Genomic DNA, 24,094 nt, shown 5'->3' on the forward strand with positions numbered 1-24,094 from the left:
CGGCTTGCGCCCGTCGACCTCCCTCCCTCTCTGCACCGTTGTGGGTCCGCGCCACCGGAACCGGTGCGCGGGCGCGGCGCCTCCCTCAAGGTGCCTTGCCCCATGGTAGACGCGGCGCCGTGGCCTGCGTCCACTTGCATACGTATTCATGGCCATTGCGTGAAGACCGGGCGCCGTGCTGGCTTATGGTCCGGGTCTGCCAATGGCGCCTTGGGAGGGGAAATGCCGGCTTTTTCTGTTGCAGTCCGCGCGATGTTCGCGCCGGTGTTCGGCATGGCCCTGCTGGGTCTGGCGGCGGTGGCCCAGGCCGCGCCGCAGGTCACCCGGGTGGAATCGCCGGGCAAGGTGCTGGCGGTCAGCCTGGTGCTCGATGGCGGTACCGCGCGCTACCGGGTGGAACGCCTGGGCGCGCCCGTGGTGGACGATTCCAAGCTGGGCTTCGTGCTGCGCGACGGCCGCCTGGACCGTGATTTCGTCCAGCTGGGCGAACAGCGGCGCAGCGTGGACGAGACTTGGGAACAGCCCTGGGGCGAGCGCCGCGTCACCCGCAATCACTTCAATGAACTGACCGTGCAGCTGGCCGAGAGCACCGGCAGCAAGCGTCGCGTGGACGTGGTGTTCCGCGTCTACGACGACGGCCTCGGCTTCCGTTATGCGTTCCCCGAACAGCCCAACCTGCGCGAGGCGATCATCGATGACGAACTGACCGAGTTCGCCATCGCGCCCGAGTCCACCGCGTGGTGGATTCCGGCCGGCGAGCCGATCCATTACGAGTACCTGTACCAGCGCACGCCGCTGCGCGAGGTGCCGCTGGTGCACACGCCGATGACCCTGCGCAGCGTGGATGGCCTGCACGTGGCCATCCACGAGGCCGCGCTGGTGGACTACGCCGGCATGTGGCTGCGCCGCACCGAAGGCCAGCGCCTGCGTGCGCAGCTTTCGCCGTCGGCTGAAGGCTGGAAAGTGCGCCGCACCCTGCCCTTCAGCACCCCGTGGCGCACGCTGCAGATTGCCGACCGCGCCGGCGGTCTGGTCGAATCGGACCTGATCCTCAACCTCAACGAACCCAACGCGCTGGGCGACGTGAGCTGGGTGAAGCCGGCCAAGTACCTGGGCGTGTGGTGGTCGATGCACCTGGACAACGAAAGCTGGGCCACCGGCCCGATGCATGCGGCCACCACCGCCAAGACGAAGAAGGTGATCGACTTCGCCGCCGCGCATGGCTTCCGCGGCGTGCTGGTGGAAGGCTGGAATCCCGGCTGGGACGGCATGTGGGTGGGCAACGGCTACGACTTCGACTTCACCCGCGCCACGGCCGATTTCGATATCGAGGCGCTGTCTGCCTATGGCCTGAAGAAGGGCGTGCACCTGATCGGCCACCACGAAACCGGCTGCGCCATCGAGCATTACGAGGACCAGCTGGACGCCGCGTTGGACCTGTATGCGCGCCTGGGCGTGGACCAGTTCAAGACCGGCTACGTCTGCGATGACGGCCAGGTGGACCGTCGCAACCCGGCCGGCGGCCCGCTCTGGCGCGAGTGGCATGACGGCCAGTTCATGGCGCGCCACCACCTGAAGGTGGTGCAGGAAGCCGCGCGCCGGCGCCTGTCGGTGAACCCGCACGAGCCGATCAAGGACACCGGCCTGCGCCGCACCTACCCCAACTGGATCTCGCGCGAAGGCGCGCGCGGCATGGAATACAACGCGTGGGGCCAGCCGCCGAACCCGCCCGAGCATGAAGTGAACCTGGTATTCACCCGCATGCTGTCCGGACCGATGGATTACACCCCCGGCATCCTCAGCCTGAAGGGCCGCCACGGCCAGGCCATTCCCAGCACGCTGGCCCGCCAGCTGGCGCTGTACGTGGTGCTGTACAGCCCGATCCAGATGGCCGCCGACCTGCCCGAACACTACCTGCAGCATCGCGAAGCGTTCCGGTTCATCGAAGACGTGGCAGTGGACTGGGAACAGAGCCGCGTGCTCGATGGCGAAGTGGGCGACTACGTGACCATCGTGCGACGCGAGCGCAACAGCCGCGACTGGTTCCTGGGCAGCATCACCGACGAACACGGCCGCGTGCTGCCGGTGTCGCTGGGCTTCCTGGAACCAGGCGTGCGCTACCGCGCCGAGATCTACCGCGACGGCGAGGGCGCCGACTTCCGCAGCAAACCGTTCGCGTTCAAGCGCGAGACGCGTGAAGTGACCAGCGCCGATGCCCTGACCCTGGTGCTGGCACCGGGCGGTGGCCAGGCGATCCGCTTCACGCCGATCCACTGAACCACCGTGGCCTGCGCACGCCGGGCGCGTCCCGGCGCTGCCGGGACGGGATCATGGAACCGTTTACAACGCTGCAAACGCCATTGAATACGTATGCAGGGTGATTCCGCCGAACAACGCGCTGCCTACCATAGCGGCGACGACAGCGGCCACCGCGTCGCACGTTTCCGGCCCCGCCGGGACGACCACAAAATGCTCTACAACATTGCCTGGGAGGGGAAAATGTTGAACCACAAGCGCAGCGCGCTGAGTCTGGCGCTGGCCGTCGTACTGGTGCCGTCGCTGGCATCGGCGCAGTCCACCGAAGCCACCGCCACCGATCCGTCGGCCACCAACCTGGACACCGTGCAGGTGACCGGCATCCGCCGCGGCATCGAAAACGCCATTGCGGTGAAGCAGAGCGCCACCTCGGTGGTCGAAGCGATTTCCGCCGAAGACATCGGCAAGCTGCCCGATGTCAGCATCGCCGAATCGCTGGGCCGCCTGCCCGGCCTGGCCGCCCAGCGCGTGGCCGGCCGTGCCCAGGTCATCAGCGTGCGCGGCCTGTCGCCCGACTTCGCCACCACCCTGCTCAACGGCCGCGAAGTGGTCAGTACCGGCGACAACCGCAGCGTTGAATTCGACCAGTACCCGTCGGAACTGGTGAACGGCGTGACCGTGTACAAGACCCCGGACGCGGCACTGGTCGGCCAGGGCCTGTCGGGCACCATCGACATGCAGACCGTGCGCCCGCTCAGCTTCCCCGAGCGCGTGATCGCCGTCAGCGGCCGCCTGCAGAAAAGCTCGCTGGGTGATGCGGCCAACGTCGATGAATTCGGCAACCGCTTCAGCGCCAGCTACATCGACCAGTTCTTCGACAAGACCCTGGGCATCTCGATCGGTTACGCGCACAGCGACAACCCGATCCAGGAAAACCAGGTAGGCCTGTACGAGCCGTGGACCACCGAACAGACCACCAACGGCAACCGCCCGGGTCTGGCGGCAGGCACCTACTTCTCCGATGGCATCAAGGCCCTGCGCCGCACCGGCAACAACAAGCGCGACGGCGTGATGGCCACCATCCAGTTCCGGCCGAACAACGCCTGGACCAGCACCTTCGATGCGTTCCACACCGAAGCCGAGCAGATCGACACCGCGAACCAGTTCGAGGTCAACCTCAGCAACTACAACGGCGGCTACACCCCGGGCCTGCTGATCAGCAACCCGCAGGTCAATGCCGATGGCACCTTCACCGGGGGCACCGCCAGCGGCGTGTACCCGCTGGTGCGCGGCATGTACAACAAGCGCAAGGACAAGATCGATGCGTTTGGCTGGAACAACGAGTTCACCTTCGGCAGCGTGAAGCTGGTGGCCGACCTGAACTACTCCAAGGCCACCCGTGACGAGCTGAACCTGGAAAACAACCTGCAGCTGACCCCGATGCCGCAGCTGGACACCATCGGCCTGGTGGTGAACCCGAACGGCTTCTCGCAGATCTCGCCGGGCCTGGATTACTCCAACCCCGATGCGCTGTTCCTGACCAACACCATCTACGGTTCCGGCTACGGCAAGGTGCCGCAGGTGGAAGACCGCCTGAAGGGCGGCAAGCTGGCGGCCACCATCAGCCTGCCTGAAGCGATGGCGTCGTGGGCACCGGACCTGGACATCGGCGTGAACTACGCCGACCGCCGCAAGACCAAGACCCAGTCCGAAGGCAACATCCTGCTGGGCGCCCAGGGCGATGCCAACATTGCCTCGGACCTGCAGTATTCGCCGGTGAACCTGGGCTTTGCCGGCATCGGCAGCATTCCGGCCTGGAACGTGCCGGCCGCCGTGGCCCGCTACATGACCTTCGATCCGGTCGACAACCTGGATTACCTGATTCCGAAGTCGTGGGTGGTGCAGGAAAAAATCACCACCGCCTGGGCGCGCCTGAACATCAACACCGACATCGGCGTGGTGGGCGTGCGAGGCAACATCGGCGTGCAGATGCAGCACACCGACCAGAGTTCGGATTCACGGTACTGGGACAGCTCGCAGCCGGCCGGCAGCAACATCCAGCCGTATTCCAACGGCAAGACCTACAACGACTGGCTGCCCAGCTTGAACCTGGCCTTCATGTTCCCGCATGAGCAGACGCTGCGCTTTGCGGTGGCCAAGCAGGTCGCCCGCCCGCGCGTGGACCAGATGCGCGCCGGCCTGGAATTCGGCGTGGATACCGCCACCGGCAAGCCCGGCGGCAGCGGCGGCAACCCGCTGCTGGATCCGTGGCGCGCCACCGCCATCGATCTGTCCTACGAGAAGTACTTCGGTGAAAAGGCCTACGTGGCCGCCGCCGTCTTCTACAAGGATCTGAAGAGTTACGTGTACACCCAGTCGGTGGACAACTACGACTTCACCGACCTGCTGGGCAGCTATGTGCCGCCGCCGGGCATGACCGTGCCGGTGCTCACCACCGGTACGTTCTCCTCGCCGCAGAACGGCAAGGGCGGCACCCTGAAGGGCCTGGAACTGACCGCATCGTTCCCGCTGGACATGCTGACCGACAGCCTGCGTGGCTTCGGCGTGCAGGCCAGCGCCACCTTCAACAAGAGCGACATCGAGATCCTGGACCCGGAAAGCGCCTCCAGCGTGGGTACCGATCCGATCAGCCTGCCGGGCCTGTCCGACCGCGTGTACAACTTCACCGCCTACTTCGAGCGCAATGGCTTCGAAGCGCGCGTGAGCCAGCGCCGCCGTTCGGACTTCATCGGTGAAATCGGCAACTTCAACGGCAACCGCACGCTGCGCTATGTGGTGGGCGAGAACGTGACCGATGCGCAGATCAGCTACACCTTCAGCGACAGCAGCGCCCTGCGTGGCCTGACCCTGCTGCTGCAGGGAAGCAACCTGACCAACGAGCCGTACCGCACCTATGCCGGCACCAAGGATCGCCCGCTGGAATACATCGAGTGGGGCCGCACCTACGTGCTGGGCGTGAACTACAAGTTCTGACCCACGCCAGGTAACCCATGGGTAGCGCCGGGCCATGCCCGGCGGCGACCACGGCGACCTGGACCGGAAAATCCGCTGCGCAGGCAGCGGGTTTTCTTTTTGCGCCCCGCGCGGACCAACGGTCCGCACCCACCAAGACCAAACTCCTCCAGTAGATCCACGCCATGCGTGGATGCGCCAGGCAGAAGATCACCGGATGAGAAAGGCGCAGCTGATCGCAATGACCAGCATCAGCGCCAGCAAGACACGACCACTGAACCCGCCAAGCGCGTGGCCCACATTGTTGAGGACAACGGAAACAATCTGGCCCAGCAGTTCCCACATGATGTCGTCGCTCCGTGCTCAGAACCCGCCCGAGGCTAACTCGATGAACGAGCGCTGGCGACTGGCGGTAGCAATGACACAGGATCGGTAGACCCTATGCGCCGACGCACCCGTGACATAGGCGACGATCTGGACCGATGTCTGCGTAACATACGCCCAACCTGGCACCCAGCCCGCAGGCTTTGGCACGAGGCTGAAGGCGGCAGAGCAGTCCATGATCTGCTAGGTGGCCTCACCGAGAACGCGCCCCACTTCGGTATTCATGTTCCAACCCGAGGCCAGCTCGGCAGACCAGATCGCGGCGGCCACCGATCGCATGGCTGCCTGCTCTTCCAAGCTCGGCACTGCCAGCACGGATGCTCTGGGAGTGTCTTCCACAGAACGGTGAGGGGAAGGCGATTGATCCAGAGGCAGGTCAAATCGCTTTGCCCAGACCAGCAGTGCGCGGTGCTGAAGTCCAGCCGATGTGGAGAAGTACCGCACCGCTCGATCTTCAGCGTTGTAGTAGGCCGCATGCAGCGTGCCATCGGGGTAGACCACCACGGCAGCTGCGTGATGTGAGGGAAATCCCAATCGCCACCCATCAAGCAGCAGCCCCCCATCCTTCAACGGCACCGGCACCGCCGACTCATCGAAATTGCGTCGGAACGCCAGGTACTCCGGTCCGAGCAACTGCTTCAGGCCAGGTACCACGTCAGCCCCCTCAAAGGCATCCTCCAGCGCGGGCCCCACGATCACGATGGGTGTGGCGGAGAGGGGGCATGCAGCGGAAAGCGCCACTGCCAGCAACAACACTCGGGTCAGGGAAGCAAAGGAACGCATCGGAGGTCCACCATGTAGGGGCCGCCAGTGTCCACGCCCATCCCGGCCGACTCCATTCCACTAGTTGGAAAGTGACGGCCAACAGCCACCCACAAAAAAGGGACGGGGCGCTTCGGCCCCGTCCCCGCAAGTACCGCCACCGGAGAAATCGGTCAGCTGCGTCGGGCGCAATACAGCGCGCGCGGCGGCAGCCGCAGTTCATTGCCTTCCACCGTGCCCGCATCCGGGCCCGGCACGGCTACCTGTTCCCAACGGCCGGCTGGCAGCGGATGGCTGACCGGCGCTGCCGACAGGTTGAAGGCCAGCAGGAGAGTTTCATCTGCAAGCATACGCTGGAAAAGCAGCACCGGCTCGGCGCTGTCCAGGAACTGGATGTCGCCGTGCAGCAGGGCCGGCTGGGTACGCCGCCAGGCCAGGAAATCGCCGAAGGCGCTCAGTACCGAGTGCGGGTCGGCCTGCTGCACCGCCACCGCGGCGGCACGGTGCTCGACCGGAATGGGCAGCCACGGCTTGCCGGTGGTGAAGCCGGCCAGCGGGGCATCGGTCCACGGCAGCGGCGTGCGGCAGCCGTCACGGCCCTTGAAGTTGGGCCAGAAGGTGATGCCATACGGATCCTGCAGGTCCTCGAACGGCACCTCGGCCTCGGCCAGGCCCAGCTCCTCGCCCTGGTACAGGCAGACCGAGCCGCGCAGCGAGCACAGCATGGCCACCAGCATGCGGGCCAGGCGCGGGTCGGCCGGGTGCCCGCCCCAGCGGCTGACCGCCCGCTCCACGTCATGGTTGGACACTGCCCAGCACGGCCAGCCCTCGGTCATCACCGCTTCCAGGCGCGAGACCGTATCGCGGATGTAGGCCACGCTGTAGTCGTCCACCAGCAGCTCGAAGCTGTAGCCCATGTGCAGGCGGCCGTCCTGGGTGTACTCGGCAGTGGTGGCCAGCGAATCTTCCGACGAGATCTCGCCCAGGCTGACCGCGCCCGGGTACTGGTCCAGCAGCGCGCGCAGCTGCTCCAGGAACGGCAGGTTTTCCGGCTGGGTGTTGTTGTAGTAGTGGTACTGGTAGGCGTAGGGGTTGTCCGGGCTGAAGCCGCGGCCCACCCGCTTGTCCGCCGGCTTGGGCGGGTTGTCGCGCAGCTGCGCGTCGTGGAAGCAGAAATTGATGGCATCCAGGCGGAACCCATCCACGCCGCGGTCCAGCCAGAAGCGCACGTTGTCCAGCGTGGCCTGCTGCACCGCCGGGTTATGGAAGTTCAGGTCCGGCTGGTCGACCAGGAAGTTGTGCAGGTAGTACTGCTCGCGGCGCGGTTCCCACTGCCAGGCGCCGCCGCCGAACAGCGACAGCCAGTTGTTGGGCGGGGTGCCGTCTTCGCGCGGGTCGGCCCAGACATACCAGTCCGCCTTCGGGTTGCTGCGGTCCTGGCGGCTTTCACGGAACCAGGCGTGCTCGATCGACGTATGGCTCAACACCTGGTCGATCATCACCTTCAGGCCCAGGCCGTGTGCCTTGGCCAGCAGGCGGTCGAAGTCGTCCAGGTTGCCGAACAACGGGTCCACATCGCGGTAATCGGCGATGTCATAGCCGAAATCGGCCATGGGCGATCTGAAGAACGGCGAGATCCAGATCGCATCCGCGCCCAGCGCGGCAATGTAGTCCAGACGCTCGATGATGCCCGGCAGGTCGCCTACCCCGTCGCCGTTGGCGTCGAGGAAACTGCGCGGGTAGATCTGGTAGATGACGGCTCCGCGCCACCATGGATTGTGCGACATCGACAGCCCCCCTCCGGGCATGCGGGACCCGCCGGCAGCGGGCCGAAAAGCAACTCCGGCAAGCTTAGCGGCGGCCTCCCGGCGATGGCGCTGGCTGCATACGTATTCACGCCGCAGGGCCGGCCAGCGGCCCACGAAAACGCCGGTCGGGTCGGTTTCCGCCCGAATTCACGGCCAGCGCCTATAATCGGGGGGAGCCTGAAAGCCTGATCGCATGACCATCACTGAAGACACCCGTCCCGCCCTGGGCCTGCCCCAGATCCAGTCGCTTGCTGCGGCCGACATGGCCGCCGTCGATGCCCTGATCCGGCGCCGGCTGTCCTCGGACGTGGTGCTGATCAACCAGATCGCCGACCACATCATTTCCGCCGGCGGCAAGCGCCTGCGGCCGATGCTGGTCATGCTGGCCGGCCATGCGGTCGGCCAGGCCGGCCCGGATCACCACCAGCTGGCGGCAATCATCGAGTTCATCCACACCTCCACCCTGCTGCACGACGATGTGGTGGACGAATCCAGCCTGCGCCGTGGCCGCAGCACCGCCAACGCCTTGTGGGGCAATGCGCCCAGCGTGCTGGTGGGCGATTTCCTGTACTCGCGCAGCTTCCAGCTGATGGTGGAACTGGACCGCATGCCGGTCATGCAGATCCTGGCCGACACCACCAACCGCATCGCCGAAGGCGAAGTGCTGCAGCTGCTGCACGTGCACAACCCGGACACCGACGAAGCGGCCTACCTGCGCGTGATCGAGCGCAAGACCGCGGTGCTGTTCGCCGCCGGCACCCGCCTGGGCGCGCTGGCCAGCGGCGTGGACGAAGCCACCCAGCAGGCCCTGTACGACTACGGCATGCATCTGGGCTACGCCTTCCAGATTGCCGATGATGTGCTGGATTACTCGGCCAATGCCGACGAGCTGGGCAAGAACCTGGGCGACGACCTGGCCGAAGGCAAGGCCACGCTGCCGCTGATCCATGCCATGGCCCATTCGGACGCCGCCACCCGCGAGCGCCTGCGCAGCATCGTGCAGGACGGCGACGCCTCGGCCATGCCGGAGGTGCTGGCCGCCATCCACGCCACCGGTGGCCTGGACTACAGCCGCCGCCGCGCCGAGGAATACGCCGAAGCCGCCGAGCGCGCGCTTGATGGCCTGGGCGACAACGATGCGGTGGCGGCCCTGCGCGGCCTGGCCCGCTACGCGGTGCAGCGCTCGCATTGATCGGTGAAGGTGTGCCGACCGTTGGTCGGCACGCCCTCAGCAGTCGAGCATGGCTCGACTCTACAAAAACCGTTCCTCGAAGAACTCATCCAGCGCCTTCCACGCGCGCTTGGCCGCCCGTTCGTTGTACTGGCAGCCCGGCGGGCTGTTGGCATCACGCTCGGCAAAGCAGTGCACCGCGCCGCTGTAGTTGGTGAATTCCCAGTCGATCTTGGCCGCGTCCATTTCCTTCTGGAAACTGCCGATATCCTCGGCCGTCACGCTGGTATCGTCGGCGCCATTGAGCACCAGCACCGAGGGATGCGTGCCACCGGCCTGTGCCGGCAGTGGTGAGCCCAGGCCGCCGTGCAGGCTGACCACACCGGCCAGCGGCGCACCCGCGCGAGCCAGCTCCAGCACCGTGGTGCCGCCGAAGCAGAAGCCCACCGCACCGATCCGGCTGGCATCCAGCGGCGCCTTGCCGGCCTGCGCCTTGAGCACGTTCACCGCTTCCAGCGCGCGTGCGCGCAGCAGCGGCCGGTCGTTGCGCAGCTTGGTCGCGACCGGGCCAGCCTCGGCATCGCTCTTCGGCCGCACGCCCTTGCCGTACACATCGGCCACCAGCACCACGTAGTCATCGCCGGCCAACTGCTTGGCCTTTTCAATCGCCGATGCGTTCACGCCCTTCCAGTTGGGCACCATCACCAGGCCGGGGCGCTTGTCATTGTCGCCGTCGTCGTAGACCAGCACACCACTGAAGGTCGTGCCCTGGTGCGTCCATTCCACCGGCTGGGTCTTCATCGCCGCCCACGCCGGCATCGCCGCCAGCCCCAGCACCATCGCCACACCAAACCGCCAGCTGTTCATGCGCCTGCTCCAGAAAGAAGGGAAGCAGGCTGCACAGCGTCCACGCCTGCCAGTGCGCATTCTGCATTGGCGGCGTGACGCAGGTGTGGTTGGATACCCCCCTGTTCCTGCTTCCCTGCCATTGAATGAACCTGGTAGACCGTTTCCTGTCCGGCCTTGTTGCCCGCTTGCCGGAAGATGACGCCCCGCAATGGGCCCACGTGCAGGGCGCCAGCGCCGATGACCTGCAGCGCCTGCGCACGCAGTGGCCGCAGGTGCCCGACAGCCTGCTGCAGCTGCTGTCGCGCGTGGATGGCACGCACTACCGTGAGTACCCCGGCGGCGAGGTCTGCGTGCTGGTGCTGGGCTCGGACGTGGGGGACTACCCGTACTTCCTGCGCTCGGTCGAACAGATCTTCGAAGACCGGCGGCAGTGGGACGACAGCATCCGTTCCATCTACGAAGAATGGCTGGACGACGAGCCGGACATCCTCGGCGCCGGCATCGACGGCGATCTGCCGATGAACCGTCGCCTGTGCTTCTCGCACTGCATGAACAACGGCGGCACCTCGATGCTGTACCTGGATTTCGACCCGGCGCCGGGCGGCACCGTCGGCCAGGTGGTGCGCTACCTGCACGATCCGGACAGCTACGCGGTGATCGCCCCCAGCTTCGATGCCTACCTGCAGGACCTGATCGACCGCGATTACAGCTTCATCGAGTAGATCCACGCCATGCGTGGATGGGGGGCACGCGCTCTCACCCGCGCTCGATCCACTGCAACGTGCCCGGTTCGAACGCCAGCAGATCCGCCTCCGCCAGGCGCGCGCGCGACCAACGACGCTCCGGCGGCGTCGGTTGCCGGGCACCCACCGAACCGTCGTAGTCGCGCACCAGCAAGCCAATACGCGCAGCTCCCGCGCCCAGCAACGCATCAATGCGCTGCAGCCATTGGCCGGCATCACCCAGCGCCTGCTCGCGAACCCTCTGCTGATCCTGCGCATGCCGCGCCAACTGCTCGGCCAGCGCGCGGGCGATCTTCGCCTCGCTCCAGCCCTTCTTCCGCCAGCGCTCGGCATCGCCCGCCCACGCCGGCTCGGCCCGCAGCGAAGCCAGCGCCGTCCCGCAATCGCAGTGCGCCGCACTCAGCCACGGCTGCCAGCCGGGCCCGACCGCCGCCTGCAGGCTCGGCGAGGCCTGCGCGAGCAGGCACCGGCCGCTGCGGGTGAAGACTGCGGCAGCCGTGTCGTGGGCCAGCGTGGTGGGCAGGAACACTGTGATGAAGGTGCACATGCGGGCGTCCGGGTCCGTCCGGGAATGCACCGATGGTAACGCGCCCTTGGAGTAGATCCACGCCATGCGTGGATGGGGTCAGAGCCCTTTCCTGCGGAAAGGGATCTGACCCCTGGGCCTGCCCTACCCGATGCCCAGCCCCGGAATCGCGCTGATGCTGTCCGGGTTAAACCCGGCCAGTTCGGCGAAATGGCGGCCGCGGGCCACGTAATCGCGGTAGGCACCAAAACTCGGCGCGCCCGGCGACAGCAGCACCACCCCGCCCTGCGTACCCAGCGCCGCGCGTGCCAGCGCCATCGCCTCGGGCAGGTCGCCCGCCGCGTGCAGGCCGAAGCGGCCGGCATCGGCCAGCGGCTGCAGCATCGCGTGGATGCGCGGGCCGTTGCTGCCCATCGTCACGATCTCCACCGGCGGCACGTCGTGCGCCATGTGCTGCATGAAATCGGTCCAGTCCAGGCCACGGTCGTGCCCGCCCACCAGCAGCGCGATGCGCTGGCCGGCGAAACATTCCAGCGCGGCCAGGCTGGCGTGCGGCGTGGTGCTGATCGAATCGTTGACGTAGGTCAGGCCACCGGCCGCGCCGATGCGCTGCAGGCGATTGGGCAGCGGGCGGAAATCCTGCACCGCCGGTGCCAGCGCTACGGCATCCAGACCCAGTGCTTCCAGCGCCGCCAGCACCGCACACAGGTTGCCGCGGTTGTGGCGGCCGGGCAGCGGCGTGTTGCGGGTATCGAACACCGCCTGCTCGCCGCGGTGCACGATCTCGCCACGCATGTGCCAGCCCTGCGGCTGGTTGAACCAGACCACGTCGCTGTCCGGCAGCGACAGCGCGGCCAGATGCGGATCAGCCGCGTTGAGCACGGCGATGCGCGGCGCCGCTTCGGTCACCAGCCGCAGCTTGTCTTCAATGTAGCGCTGCTCGCTGCCGTGCCAGTCCAGGTGTTCGGGGAACAGGTTCAGCACCACCGCCACCTGCGGGCGGGCGCCACTGCGCGCCACTTCGCCGGTCTGGTAGCTGGACAGTTCCACCGCCCAGTACGCAGGCGCGGGCTGCGGGTCCAGCACCTCCAGCAGCGGCAGGCCGATGTTGCCGACCAGGCCGGTGCGATGGCCGGCGGCGCGCAGCAAGTGCGCGACCAGCGCGGTGGTGGTGCTCTTGCCCTTGGTGCCGGTCACGCACACGGTGTCGTGCACGATGCCATCGGCACCGGCGTGTTCGGCGAACCACAGCGCGGTGCCGCCGATGAAGGCGGTGCCCTGCGCGGCCGCCGCCAGCGCGATCGGCTGGTACGGGCTGATGCCGGGCGACTTGATGACCACGTCGAACGCAGCCAACGCCTCGGCGGTGGGTTCACCGCGCACGTCCAGCAACCCCTGCGTTTCCGCACGCGCCGCCTCGGCCTCGGCGGCCGGGCAGAACAGGCTCAGGGCCAGCGCGGGCAGGCGCGCGCGCAGCACGGAAAATGCCGCGCGGCCCTCACGTCCCCAGCCCCACAGCGCAACGCGCTTTCCCTCAAGCTGCGAAATCTTCACGCACCTGTTCCCACAACGCGGCCGGAATGCGGTGCTCGCCCTGCAACAGCAGCAGCGGCGCCAGTTCCAGTTCAGCGGCGTCCAGCTGCGGCTGGATATCGTTGCAGAAGCGCTTCACCAGCACGTCTTCCTTCCATTCCGGACGCTGCGCCAGGGTCGCCATCGCCGCACGCGATTCGCGGCCTTCGCCCACGCATTCGAACGGCTTGTGGTCCTGGAATTCCAGCAGCGCATCGAAGCCACCGGCCTGCTCGGCATCGTCCAGCAGGTTGCGGCCGAAGATGCGCACCAGGCGGGTCTTGGGCATGAACGGGGCAAGTGCCAGGAACACGAAATGGCACTTCGGGCAGACGCCGCACCAGCGGTTCACCGGGCGCTCGCCCAGGATGTGGAAATTGCGATTGCAGCTGGAGAAGTGCGCGTCGTAGAAATCGGTCTTGGCGAACTGGCGGGCCACCGCCAGCTCGGACATCGGGCGCAGCAGCGAGTAGTACTGCAGATCGGCGGCCACCTGCTGCTGCACGTGGTTGCCGAAGGCCTGCTCGAATGCCCAGCCTTTGGACCACTGGTGGTTCACTTCGCCGGTGCCCGGAATCTGGCTGCCGTAGCTGGCCGAACGCTCGTTGGAGAACACCACCTGGTCCACGCCCTGCAGCAGCGCGGCCAGCACCATGATCGCCGAGTTCACCGCAGTGACCGGGATATGCCCGTTCCACGCGCCCTGGCGGTTCAGCTCGAACAGCTCCGGCGCCAGCGCGCGGCCCAGGTTCAGGGTCGGCAGGCCTGTGCGCTCGGCACAGGCGCGGATCAGCTGCGAACCGCCGATCCAGGTCACCGTTTCGTCCACGCCGGCACGGCGCAGCGCTTCGATGCTGACCAGCGAATCCTTGCCGCCGCCGATGGCCACCAGCGCATGCGGCTGCAGGCCCAGCATCGGCGCCTGCACCGCGTCGCCCTGCACCGGCAGGCGGAAACGCCCGCGCAGGTTCAGGCCGTTGCGGTAAGCGAATTCGCCCAGTCCGTTGAGGTAGACCGTCTCCACCAGCGCCGCGGTCTCGGCATCGATGGCATAGCTGTCGATGCTGACCGTCTCCGGCACGGCCGCCTTGTAGTAGCTGACGCCGGCGATCAGGTGCAGCAGCTGCAGCGCACGCTGCACCGCGGCCGCGCGCGCCTCGTCCAGCACGAACGGAGCGCCCGGCACGGTGATGGTTTCCACCATCTCCGGGCCGACGTCGAAGGCGTAGACCAGCTTGGCCACGCCGGTATCCGCGGCGAACTCGCAGCGGACGAAGCGGAAGCGGGAAACCTGGTGTTTATCGAAAGCAGTCATGGTGGATCCAGTTCAAGCGCGGTCAGGCACGGGCCCGCGCGCGAGCGCGGGTCGTGTCGGTGGGCGGGTGCAGGGTGCGAAGGCTGGCGATCACTCGATCACGTCTTCGCGCGGCATCGCCCGCTGGTTGTAGGTGTTGGCCATCACATAGCCGTAGGCACCGGCGTCGGCGATCAGCATCACGTCGTCCGGCGCGGTCGACACCGGCAGCTTGCGGCGCTTGCCGAACACATCGCTGGACTCGCAGATCGGGCCGACCACATCGAACGCCGCTTCGGCGTAACCGCCCTGGCGGCTGAGATTCTCGATGTCATGCCAGGCGTCGTACAGGGCCGGGCGCATCAGCGTGTTCATGCCGGCATCCAGGCCGACGCGGCGCACGCCGTCCTTTTCCACCACCTGGGTGGCGTGGGTCAGCAGCACGCCCGATTCGGCCACCAGATAGCGGCCCGGCTCGATCGCCAGACGGAACGCCGGGTGCAGCGCCTTCACTTCGGCCAGGCCCTCGGCCCAGGCGTCCAGGTCGAACGGCTCGTCTTCCTCGCTGTACGGAATCGGCAGGCCACCGCCGATGTCGATGGTCTGCACGCTGCCGATGCGGCGGGCGAAACCGGCCAGCTCATCGCACATCAGGCGCCAGTGCTGCGCCGTTTCCACGCCGCTGCCCAGGTGCGCATGCAGGCCGACCACGCGGGTGCCCAGCTCGGTGGCCGCGCGCACGAATTCGTCCACGCGGGCAATCGGCAGGCCGAACTTCGACTCCTTGCCGCCGGTGCGCACCTTGGCGTGGTGGCCTTCGCCACGGCCCAGGTCCACGCGCAGCCACAGTTCGCGGTTGCGGAACAGGTCCGGCCAGCGCTGCAGCGCCTCCACGTTGTCCACGGTCACGGTCACACCGAGTGCGAACGCGGCTTCGTATTCGCTGCGCGGGCAGAAGCTGGGGGTGAACAGCACGCGCTTGGGCGACAGTTCCGGCAGGTGCTGGAACACGTGCTTCAGCTCACCGTGCGAAACGCATTCCAGGCCGAAGCCTTCGGCTTCCAGCAGCTGCAGGATGGCCGGGTGGCTGTTGGCCTTGATCGCGTAGTAGCGCTGGTCGATCGGCTTGATCGCGGCCAGCGCGCGGGCGCGGGCGCGCACAGTGGGCAGGTGGTAGACGTAGCGCGGCGTGCCGGCGTCGGCCAGCTGCAGCAGGTGCGCACGCTGGCCACGCCACCACGGCGTGCCGCGCGGGCGCACGGTGCCGGCAATCTCGCGCCAGCGCGGGCCGAACACTTCGGTTTCTTCCACCGGCATGGCGCCGCTGTCGATCAGCTCGGCATGCAGGATCGGCAGCAGGCCATCGGCATCGGCCTCGTCGATCACGAAGGTCAGGTTCAGGTCGTTGGACGACTGCGAGATCATGTGCACGCGCTCGCGGCCGAAGGTGGCCCACACATCCGACAGCTTGTGCAGCAGCGAACGCATGCCACGGCCGACCAGGGTGATGGCCGCGCACGGCACGATCACCTTCACCTTGCAGATCTGCGACAGATCGGCCGACAGCGCGGCCAGCACATCGGTATTGACCAGGTTCTCGGACGGGTCCAGCGACACGGTCACGTTGGTCTCGGCCGAACCGATCAGGTCCACCGACAGGCCGTGCTTCTTGAACAGGCCGAACACATCGGCCAGGAAGCCGACCTGCTGCCACATGCCGATGCCTTCCATCGACACCAGCACGATGCCGTTGCGGCGGCTGATCGCCTTCACCCCCGGCACCGGCGCGGCATTGCCGTCGATGCTGGTGCCCGGCAGTTCCGGGCGCTCGGTATCAAGGATGGCCATCGGCACGCCGGCGTCGCGGCAGGGCTTGATCGAGCGCGGGTGCAGCACCTTGGCGCCGGTGGTGGCGATTTCCTGCGCCTCGTAATAGTCCAGGCGGGTCAGCAGGCGCGCGTCGGGCACGTCCTTCGGGTTGGCGCTGAACATGCCCGGCACGTCGGTCCAGATTTCCACGCGGCTGGCGCCCAGCAGCGCACCGAAGTACGCCGCCGAGGTATCCGAGCCACCGCGGCCGAGGATGGCGGTACCGCCGTCGGCGTGGCGGGAAATGAAGCCCTGGGTGATCAGCAGGCGGGTCGGCTGCGCGCGGAAGCGCTGCATCCAGTCCGCGTCGGCGCGCCACTGGCAGTTCACCGACAGGCGCTGCGACCAGTCGCTCTGGTTCGGCTGCGGCGGCATCGCGTCCAGCCACTGGCGGGCGTCCATCCAGCCCATGTCCAGGCCCGAAGCATGCAGGTAGGCCGCGCCCAGGGTCGAGGACAGCAGTTCGCCCTGGCCCAGCACTTCGGCCTGCCAGTCCAGCGGGCGGGTGGTTGCGCGCGGGTCATCCAGCAGGCCCTGCAGGGCGGCCAGGCGTTCGCCCAGCACCTCGCGGCCCAGGCCGAGCTCGACCAGGAAGCCCTCATGGCGTTCGACCAGAGCAGCCACGCGGTCGCGGCTGTCGGGCGCGCCATCGGCGATCGCGGTCAGTTCGTTGGTGACCCCGGACAGCGCCGAGACCACCACCAGCACGCGCGAGCCGGTCTCTTCCGCGCGTTTTTTCGCCAGCTTCCCGATCGTGTCCCAGCGGTGGCGACGCGACACCGAGGTGCCGCCGAACTTCAGTACGATCCAACGATCGACAAGGGGGGAAGCTGACATGGATAGGCTATGTGTAATGTGGGGAAGCCGCCCGAGGGGGCGGAACCTTCGATTCTAAGCCCAATGGACCCACCGATGGCCGCCTTCCGCTACCTGCAGCTTGATGTCTTCGCCCACCAGCCCGGCAGCGGCAACCCGCTGGGCGTGGTGCTGGGCGCCGACGTGCTGTCCGCCGGGCGCATGCAGGCGCTGGCGGCGTGGCTGAACCTGTCCGAGACAGTGTTCTTCCTGCAGCCCAGCGCCGCCGGTGCCGATTACCACATCCGCATCTTCACCCCGGGCAGCGAGCTGCCGTTCGCCGGCCACCCCAGCGTCGGCGCGGCCTGGGCAGCGGTCACCTGTGGCCTGGCCACGCCGGGAGACGGCGGCGCCCTGGTCCAGCAATGCGCCGCCGGCCTGCTGCCGGTGCGGGTGAGTGGCCCGGCCGACGCGCCGACCATCGAACTGGCCAGCCCGCCGGCCCGCCACCTGCTCACCGCGCCCGGCCAGGTACCGGAACCGCTGCTGGCCCTGGCCGCCGACGGCCATGCCCCCGAGCTGTGGGACAACGGCCCGCGCTGGTGGCTGCTGCCGCTGCGCGATGCCGCCGCCGTGCGCGGCCTGGCCCCGGACATGGCCGCCCTGCGCGACTGGACCAATGCCACCGGCGCGACCGGTGTGGCGGTGTTCGCCGATGAACCCGCCGCGGGGCACAGCCGCGTGGTGCGCGCGTTCTGCCCGGGCGATGCGGTGAACGTACCCGAAGATCCGGTGACGGGCAGCGCCAACGCGCTGATCGGCGCCTGGCTGCGCGAACGTGGTGCCCTGCCCGGCGGCGCGGGTGCTTACGTGGCCAGCCAGGGCCGCGAAGTCGGCCGCGACGGCCATGTCCATGTGCGTGTCGATGCCGAAGGCACGGTATGGATCGGTGGCCAGGTGCAGCCGGTGATTGACGGGCACATCCGCTGGTAGCGCGGGGCCATGCCCGGCGGCATCACCGCACCGCGCTGCACGCTCGCGGGGCATGGCCCCGCGCTACCATTTCCCCATTTCGCTGGAGTTTTCCCTGATGTCCGCACGCCGTTTCCTGCAACTGGATGTATTCTCGCCGCGCGCCGGCGCCGGCAATCCGCTGGCCGTGGTGCTCGATGCCGAGGGCCTGGACGACACCGCCATGCAGGCCATCGCGCGCTGGACCCGGCTGCCGGAAACCACCTTCGTGTTCGCGCCGCAGACCGCTGGCAGCAGCTACCGGCTGCGCATGTTCAGCCCGCAGAAGGAAGTCCCGTTCGCCGGCCACCCCAGCGTCGGTACCGCGCATGCGGTGCTGCTGGCCGGGCTGGCCACGCCGGTGGACGGCGTGCTGGTGCAGGACGGCATTGCTGGCGCGCTGCCGTTGCAGGTGATGGGCGAAGGCGCGCAGCAGCGCATTGCCATCCGCACCCCGCGCGCGCAGCTGGCCGAGACTGCGCCGGCCGATGACCCGCGCCTGGCCGCTGCGCTGCAGGGCTGGCCGCTGGGCACCCTGCCCCCTGCACGCATGCAGGGCGGCCGCAGCTGGTGGGTGGTGCAGGTGGCCGATGAAGCACAGCTGCGCGCACTGCAGCCGGACTGGGACGCGATCGCAACCCTGGCCGAATCCACCGACAGCATGGGCGTGTTCGCGTATGCGTTCAGCGATGGCAGCGAAGGCTACGACCTGGCGGTGCGCGCCTTCGTCGGCAACGGGCGGCGCTTCGAAGATGCGGCGTCGGGCGCGGCGAATGCCGTGCTGGCCGCCTGGCTGGACCAGCGCGGGGTGTTGCCGCGCGGCCGCGAACCGTATGAAGTCAGCCAAGGCCGCGAGGTCGGCCACGATGCGCGCCTGACCCTGCGGGTCGATGCGGACGGCGAAGTGTGGTCCGGCGGCCAGGTGCAGACGGTGATCGCCGGCACCCTCGATTGGTGATCGCCGTAGGCGGGTAGCGCCGGGCCGTGCCCGGCGGCTTTCCGCTTCGCTCGCCGGGCATGGCCCGGCGCTACCGCCCTCAGCCCAGCTCTGCTTCCAGGCTGATCGGCACCGCACTCAACGCCTTGGACACCGGGCAGTTCTGCTTGGCGTCATCGGCAATGGCGCGGAACTGGGTGGCGTCGATGCCCGGCACCACCGCTTTCACTTTCAAGCGGATCTGCGAAAGCTGCGGACCGCCTTCCATCGACAGGTCGACCTTCGCCTCGGTATCCAGCGACGTCGGTGTAAACCCGGCCTCGCCCAGTTTGGCCGACAGCGCCATGGTGAAGCAGCCCGCATGCGCGGCAGCGATCAGCTCTTCCGGGCTGGTGCCTTTTTCCTCGCCGAAGCGGCTGTTGAAGCCATAGCGGGTCTTGTCCAAAAGACCGCTCTGCGGGGTGCTCAACTGGCCCTTGCCCGACTTCAGATCCCCTTCCCAGTGCGCGGTGGCGTGTCGCGAGATTCCCATGTGCTGCTCCTGCGTGGCGTTGGTGAACGCTCACCCTGCCACGGCTGGCGTTAGCCCTGCGTCGCTCCGCCGCAGTGGCAGGTGCTGTCCCGGGCCATCGGCGTGGACACTTCTTCGCCACCCCATCGGGCATTTCCCCCTTGTTTTCAGTGCTTTCGCGCAGAATCTGCGGGTTCCGCAGTGCACCAGAGCCGCGCAATCCGCTGCCGCGCGCCATGTACTGAATCGGTCTGGATATGAAAAAACCTGCACTTTCAGCACTGCGGGCTATTGGCGGCGCCCACGAGTTGCCCTACATTGCGCTTGCCGACGGGGTTCGGCGCCGACCAAACAACCAACCGTTCACGGAACAGGAAACCATGGCAAAGACCGCTAAGAAGGCTGCCCCGAAAAAGGCAGTGAAGAAAGTCGCGACGAAGGCTGCCGCCAAGCCGGCCGCTCCGAAGCCGATCAAGGAAGTGCTGACCAAGTCCGGCCTGGTTGCACACATCGCTGAAGCATCCGGCGTTGTCGCCAAGGATGTGCGCGCTGTGCTGGCCTCGCTGGAAAGCGCTGTCGCTTCCTCGGTGCACAAGAAGGGCGCTGGCTCCTTCACCCTGCCGGGCCTGCTGAAGATCTCCACCGTCAATGTGCCGGCCAAGCCGAAGCGCAAGGGCATCAACCCGTTCACCAAGGAAGAACAGTGGTTCGCCGCCAAGCCGGCCACCACCAAGCTCAAGGTTCGCCCGCTGAAGAAGCTCAAGGACGCCGCGCTGTAAGCGCGCGCCCCACGGCGATCTTCCGACGGGACGGCTCAGGCCGTCCCGTTTTTTTTGCTTGATCCACGCCATGCGTGGATGCCCCCAGGCCAATCCGTCAGTAGATCCACGCCATGCGTGGATACGGCCCCAGGGCCAATCCGCAACACAGCGTTTCCCTGCGCAGACCGTGCCCGCCCACCGCCGCGCCAGCATTGGCCGCAGCGGCTGTTTTCCGCCGCAGGAACGGACCGGGTGGAACACTGCGTGCAGCCCGGGCCGTCGTCGCCGGTCACCGCCTTGCCTATGGTGGACACATCCCAACGACAGGCGAGCACACCTCCCATGGCCAGCCCCTCCACCCGCTACCGGATCTCGGTGACCCCGATCGAAAAGGACGGGCACCAGTGCACCGGGCGCTGCACCATCGAACTGGAACACCGCGCCAGCCGCGACCTGATGCGCCTGCTTGAAGCCGCCCCGCGCACGCCCGGGCTGAGCGGTGACGAGCGCGCCACTCTGGTGGTCGCCGCGCAGTTGCTGCGCGATATCGTGCAGCGCCATGCCGACAGCGAAGGCCACGCCCTGGCGGCGGTGGCGCCCGAACTGCAGGCCGCGCTGGATGCGCTGGAGCAACGCGTCTCTTCGCGCTGACTGCCACGCAGCCGATACACTGCCGCCTCCCATTGGCCTCGGGGAGGAGGCAGACATGCGCAGTAACGTGGTTTGGTGCCTGGCCGTTGCATTGATGGGGTGCTCGCGCGCCCCCGCCGATGCCCCCGCCTCGCCCGACACCGCTGCGGGCGAGGCAGAGGCGCCTTTCGCGACCGCCCCGGCGGACGACGCCAAGGCAGGAACGCTCGCAGCACCGGCGGTCGACCCGCTGTTCGGCGCCGTTGCAGCAGGCAGCGAAGCGCCCGCGCACATGCTCAACCGCTACATGCTGGCCCTGCTCAACGGCAATCGCAGCGACAGTGATGCGGCCTGGACCTTCGCCCCGGCAGATCCGCGCCATGCCGACGACGCGCTGCTGCGGGCATTGCCGGACGTGCGCACCCTGCGCCTGGACAGCGAACCACCCCTGCCCCGCGACAAGAAACGCCCCAGCCGGCTGCTGGAAGTACCGGTACGGGTGCGTGCCAGCACCGGCCAAGGCACCTTCCGCTTCCACGGCTGGTACCGCGTGCAGCCACGCGCCGACGGCCAGGGCTGGCAGATCCAGTCGGCAAAGCTGGAACCCACGCTGGACTGAATCCCTTTCGCAGCGTGCACCCGCGATTCAGCGGCCACCGCTACTCTGTGAGCCACCCCAACACCTGCCCGGTCACCGCCATGCACCTGCGTTCCCTGCTGACCCGTGTTGCTGCATCCACTGTGCTGATCGCCGCGGCGATCGGCGCACAGGCAGCCCCCTCGATTTCCGGCCGCGAACTGTCGGTCGGTGCCAGTGACGTCCAGCAATACCTGGATGGCAGCTTCCCACGCACGCAGGACGCGCTGGGGGGGCTGATCGCCCTGACCATGAGCCACCCGCAACTGAGCCTGCCGGCCGGCGAGCGGTTGAACCTGGGCATGGACCTGGCGCTGGCCACCGCGGGCGGCAACCCGACCAACCTGGGCAAGGTCAAGCTCAGCAGCGGCCTGCGTTATGACGCCCAGACCCAGGGCTTCCACCTGCAGGAACCGACCGTGGACGATTTCACCCCGGCCAGCCAGGGCGGGCGCCTGGATTCGCGCACCCGCGCCCTGCTCAACGCCGCACTGAGCGACTACGCGCGCCGCGAACCGATCTACAAGCTGGACCCGACCATGGCCGGCGTGCTGGGCGCCCTGCAGGTGCAGTCGGCGCAGGTGAAGAACGGCAAGCTGGTGGTCACCTTCAACCAGAACCTGGGCAGTCTGGTGCCCGCCGGCCTGCTGGGCAAATAAGGTAGCGCCGGGTCATGCCCGGCGGCTTCTGCATTTCCCACGCGTCCCGTTCGCCGGGCATGGCCCGGCGCTACCGCTCACGCCGCCAGTGCGTTCACCACCGCTTCGCTGAACGCCGGGATATCGTCCGGCTTGCGGCTGGTGATCAGATTGCCGTCCACCACCACTTCGGCATCGCGCCAGCGTGCACCGGCGTTGGCAAGATCCTGTCGCAGCGACGGCCAGGATGTCACCTCGCGGCCTTCAGCCAGCCCACTGTTGATCAGCAGCCAGGGGCCATGGCAGATCGCGGCCACCGGTTTCCCCGCCGCCGCCACGCTGCGGATGAAGCCCAACGCGGCCTCATCGGTGCGCAGCGAATCGGGATTGATCACCCCACCCGGCAGCACCAGTGCGTCGAAATGCCCGGCATCGGCCTCAGCCAGCGGCAGGTCCACGGCCACCACGCCACCCCAGTCCTTGTCCTTCCACCCTTTGATACTGGCTTCCCTCGCGGGGGAGACCACGGTGACCGTGGCGCCCTGCGCTTCCAGCAGGCGCTTGGGTTCGGTCAGTTCGGACTGTTCAAAGCCGTGGGTCGCGAGGATGGCGACCTGCTTGCCGGCGATACGCTGTGCCATGTCGTGTGCTCCAGTGAGGGAGCACACAGGGTCGGCGAACGGCCATTGCAGGGCGGTGACCCGGTCGTGCACGGCAGGTGGAGACGGCCCTTGTAGAGTCGAGCCATGCTCGACTGTGCCTCACCCGTAGAGTCGAGCTTGCTCGACTGCGCCTTACCCGCAGAGTCGAGCATGGCTCGACTCTACATTCCGGCCCGCTCAGCGCTTGGGCTGCAGCATCGTGCCGGTGCACTTGGGCGAACCGCAGCGGCACTCCCAGATCTTCTTCAGCTTGGCGGTGTGGCGCTCGGCCAGCACGATGCCGTAGTTGTAGGTCAGCTCTTCGCCGGCCTTGATATCGCGCAGCGCCTCGATGAAGACCTTGTCGCCGCGACTGTCGCCGTCTTCGTCTTCCTCGATCACCGCTTCGCAGTTCGGGTCGCAGCTGTGGTTGATCCAGCGCGCGTCGTTGCCCTTGTAGTTGGCGTCGATCACCCAGTCATCGTTCAGCGTGAACAGGAAGGTGTGGCCGCTTTCCACATCGCCGCTGTCATCGGCATCGACATCGCCATGGCTGCGCAGCAGGCCCTTGTACTGGATCACGCGCTCGCCCTGCTTGATCGGGGCCACGGCGAACACGCCGTTGCCATGGATGGCGGACTTGCGGGCTTGGATCTTCTTGGGCATCGGCAAGGGGGATGGCAGCGATAGGAATGTTGATTCTCACCCATTCACAGTGATTGCGAAAATCACCCCCATGCCGCAGCATGTCGCCCCACCCCGCGCTGGGGTGCCCCGCCGCCGGCCCAGCGCCGGCTGAATGGCCGGGTTGGATGCCGGGGAAGAAAAGCGTACAATTTCAGTCCGCTTTAAGAACCACTCGCATCCGCATGTTGCGCGTCACCAAACTCACCGATTACGCCACCGTGGTGCTGACCGTGCTCGCCGCCCGCCCGGGCGAAGTGCTCAGTGCCACCGAACTGGCTGAATTCACTGGTCTGGAACCGCCCACCGTCAGCAAGGTGCTCAAGCCGCTGGCGCAGGCCGGCCTGGTGGAAGGCCTGCGCGGCGTGCGCGGCGGCTACCGGCTGACCCGCGCACCCGGGCAGATCACCCTGTTCGAGGTTGTCGAAGCGATGGAGGGGCCGCTGGCCCTGACCGAATGCAGCCACGACCACCACCAGTGCAACATGGCGCCCAAGTGCGGCGCGCGCAGCAGCTGGCGGCTGATCAACGACGTGGTTTGCGAGGCCCTGCGCGATGTCAGCCTGGCCCAGATCCTGCCCCCTCTCCCCCTTGTCGATGACGAACAGCGCCGCACCATCGCTGTCGACGTCGTCTCCTGAT

At 67.5% G+C, this 24,094-nt stretch carries 22 protein-coding genes; 11 read left to right on the forward strand and 11 right to left on the reverse strand.

Going from position 1 to position 24,094, the window contains the following annotated elements; genetic code table 11:
• The first annotated feature begins 222 nt into the window (after positions 1–222).
• Together RTY46_RS01300 and RTY46_RS01305 are read left to right on the forward strand one after the other, a co-directional pair.
• The gene (locus tag RTY46_RS01300) at positions 223–2,277 is read left to right on the forward strand and encodes a glycoside hydrolase family 97 protein (protein WP_312706291.1); all 2,055 of its coding nucleotides are present in this window, start codon (positions 223–225) and stop codon (positions 2,275–2,277) included.
• Positions 2,278–2,499: 222 nt separating this feature from the next.
• On the forward strand, positions 2,500–5,250 hold the full coding sequence (locus tag RTY46_RS01305) for a TonB-dependent receptor (protein WP_312706292.1): 2,751 nt from the start codon (positions 2,500–2,502) through the stop codon (positions 5,248–5,250).
• 189 nt (positions 5,251–5,439) lie between these two features.
• Here RTY46_RS01305 and RTY46_RS01310 read toward each other — a convergent pair whose 3' ends face one another.
• The 3 genes from RTY46_RS01310 to RTY46_RS01320 form a co-directional block, all read right to left on the reverse strand.
• Positions 5,440–5,574 (reverse strand): hypothetical protein, encoded by a 135-nt coding sequence (locus RTY46_RS01310; protein WP_312706293.1) that lies wholly within the window; start codon positions 5,572–5,574, stop codon positions 5,440–5,442.
• Positions 5,575–5,796: 222 nt separating this feature from the next.
• The gene (locus RTY46_RS01315) at positions 5,797–6,396 is read right to left on the reverse strand and encodes a hypothetical protein (RefSeq protein WP_312706294.1); all 600 of its coding nucleotides are present in this window, start codon (positions 6,394–6,396) and stop codon (positions 5,797–5,799) included.
• A 152-nt stretch (positions 6,397–6,548) separates the two neighbouring features.
• Positions 6,549–8,162 carry an alpha glucosidase gene (locus RTY46_RS01320; RefSeq protein ID WP_312706295.1) on the reverse strand — a complete coding sequence of 538 codons (1,614 nt, stop codon included), beginning with the start codon at positions 8,160–8,162 and terminating at the stop codon, positions 6,549–6,551.
• 214 nt (positions 8,163–8,376) lie between these two features.
• Here RTY46_RS01320 and RTY46_RS01325 point away from each other — a divergent pair, with 214 nt between their 5' ends.
• Positions 8,377–9,375, forward strand: a complete 999-nt coding sequence (locus RTY46_RS01325) for a polyprenyl synthetase family protein (RefSeq protein WP_312706296.1) — start codon at positions 8,377–8,379, stop codon at positions 9,373–9,375.
• Positions 9,376–9,435: 60 nt separating this feature from the next.
• Here the strand turns inward: RTY46_RS01325 and RTY46_RS01330 are convergent, their stop codons facing one another.
• Entirely contained in the window at positions 9,436–10,221 is a 786-nt protein-coding gene (locus RTY46_RS01330) for a dienelactone hydrolase family protein (RefSeq protein ID WP_312706297.1), read from the reverse strand.
• Between the two features lie 125 nt (positions 10,222–10,346).
• Here RTY46_RS01330 and RTY46_RS01335 point away from each other — a divergent pair, with 125 nt between their 5' ends.
• Complete coding sequence (locus RTY46_RS01335; protein WP_312706298.1) at positions 10,347–10,925, forward strand: SMI1/KNR4 family protein; 579 nt, start codon at positions 10,347–10,349, stop codon at positions 10,923–10,925.
• Between the two features lie 34 nt (positions 10,926–10,959).
• On the opposite strand, the gene RTY46_RS01340 is transcribed toward RTY46_RS01335, so the two are convergent.
• The 4 genes from RTY46_RS01340 to RTY46_RS01355 form a co-directional block, all read right to left on the reverse strand.
• Positions 10,960–11,559 carry a hypothetical protein gene (locus tag RTY46_RS01340; protein WP_312706299.1) on the reverse strand — a complete coding sequence of 200 codons (600 nt, stop codon included), beginning with the start codon at positions 11,557–11,559 and terminating at the stop codon, positions 10,960–10,962.
• Between the two features lie 57 nt (positions 11,560–11,616).
• Positions 11,617–13,026, reverse strand: coding sequence for a UDP-N-acetylmuramoyl-L-alanine--D-glutamate ligase (murD, locus tag RTY46_RS01345; protein ID WP_312706300.1), 1,410 nt, complete (start codon positions 13,024–13,026; stop codon positions 11,617–11,619).
• Complete coding sequence (murL, locus tag RTY46_RS01350; protein ID WP_312706301.1) at positions 13,007–14,359, reverse strand: UDP-N-acetyl-alpha-D-muramoyl-L-alanyl-L-glutamate epimerase; 1,353 nt, start codon at positions 14,357–14,359, stop codon at positions 13,007–13,009. The genes murD and murL overlap by 20 nt, the downstream gene beginning before the upstream one ends.
• Before the next feature lie 90 nt (positions 14,360–14,449).
• A complete protein-coding gene (locus RTY46_RS01355; protein ID WP_312706302.1) occupies positions 14,450–17,044 on the reverse strand; it encodes a bifunctional aspartate kinase/diaminopimelate decarboxylase in 2,595 nt (864 codons plus the stop codon).
• A gap of 75 nt (positions 17,045–17,119) precedes the next feature.
• On the opposite strand from RTY46_RS01355, the gene RTY46_RS01360 reads away from it, so the two are divergent.
• A complete protein-coding gene (locus tag RTY46_RS01360) occupies positions 17,120–17,995 on the forward strand; it encodes a PhzF family phenazine biosynthesis protein (RefSeq protein ID WP_312706303.1) in 876 nt (291 codons plus the stop codon).
• 97 nt (positions 17,996–18,092) lie between these two features.
• The gene (locus RTY46_RS01365; RefSeq protein ID WP_312706304.1) at positions 18,093–18,971 is read left to right on the forward strand and encodes a PhzF family phenazine biosynthesis protein; all 879 of its coding nucleotides are present in this window, start codon (positions 18,093–18,095) and stop codon (positions 18,969–18,971) included.
• Positions 18,972–19,050: 79 nt separating this feature from the next.
• On the opposite strand, the gene RTY46_RS01370 is transcribed toward RTY46_RS01365, so the two are convergent.
• Positions 19,051–19,482 (reverse strand): OsmC family protein, encoded by a 432-nt coding sequence (locus RTY46_RS01370; protein WP_312706305.1) that lies wholly within the window; start codon positions 19,480–19,482, stop codon positions 19,051–19,053.
• 359 nt (positions 19,483–19,841) lie between these two features.
• Here RTY46_RS01370 and RTY46_RS01375 point away from each other — a divergent pair, with 359 nt between their 5' ends.
• From RTY46_RS01375 to RTY46_RS01390, 4 genes are all read left to right on the forward strand, one after another.
• Positions 19,842–20,240: an HU family DNA-binding protein gene (locus RTY46_RS01375; RefSeq protein ID WP_108748848.1), complete on the forward strand. Its 399-nt coding sequence runs from the start codon at positions 19,842–19,844 to the stop codon at positions 20,238–20,240.
• 324 nt (positions 20,241–20,564) lie between these two features.
• Entirely contained in the window at positions 20,565–20,873 is a 309-nt protein-coding gene (locus RTY46_RS01380) for a DUF3861 family protein (RefSeq protein WP_312706306.1), read from the forward strand.
• A gap of 55 nt (positions 20,874–20,928) precedes the next feature.
• Positions 20,929–21,471, forward strand: a complete 543-nt coding sequence (locus tag RTY46_RS01385) for a hypothetical protein (protein WP_312706307.1) — start codon at positions 20,929–20,931, stop codon at positions 21,469–21,471.
• Between the two features lie 80 nt (positions 21,472–21,551).
• Positions 21,552–22,148: a DUF1439 domain-containing protein gene (locus RTY46_RS01390; RefSeq protein WP_199932320.1), complete on the forward strand. Its 597-nt coding sequence runs from the start codon at positions 21,552–21,554 to the stop codon at positions 22,146–22,148.
• 77 nt (positions 22,149–22,225) lie between these two features.
• Here the strand turns inward: RTY46_RS01390 and RTY46_RS01395 are convergent, their stop codons facing one another.
• Both RTY46_RS01395 and RTY46_RS01400 read right to left on the reverse strand, forming a co-directional pair.
• Positions 22,226–22,768 carry a type 1 glutamine amidotransferase domain-containing protein gene (locus RTY46_RS01395; RefSeq protein ID WP_312706308.1) on the reverse strand — a complete coding sequence of 181 codons (543 nt, stop codon included), beginning with the start codon at positions 22,766–22,768 and terminating at the stop codon, positions 22,226–22,228.
• A 198-nt stretch (positions 22,769–22,966) separates the two neighbouring features.
• Positions 22,967–23,434 (reverse strand): SET domain-containing protein-lysine N-methyltransferase, encoded by a 468-nt coding sequence (locus tag RTY46_RS01400; protein ID WP_108748844.1) that lies wholly within the window; start codon positions 23,432–23,434, stop codon positions 22,967–22,969.
• A 203-nt stretch (positions 23,435–23,637) separates the two neighbouring features.
• Between RTY46_RS01400 and RTY46_RS01405 the strand changes: the two genes are divergently transcribed.
• The gene (locus RTY46_RS01405; RefSeq protein WP_312706309.1) at positions 23,638–24,093 is read left to right on the forward strand and encodes an SUF system Fe-S cluster assembly regulator; all 456 of its coding nucleotides are present in this window, start codon (positions 23,638–23,640) and stop codon (positions 24,091–24,093) included.
• Position 24,094 lies beyond the last annotated feature (1 nt).

The organism is Stenotrophomonas sp. (genome assembly GCF_032056425.1).
Taxonomy (GTDB): domain Bacteria; phylum Pseudomonadota; class Gammaproteobacteria; order Xanthomonadales; family Xanthomonadaceae; genus Stenotrophomonas.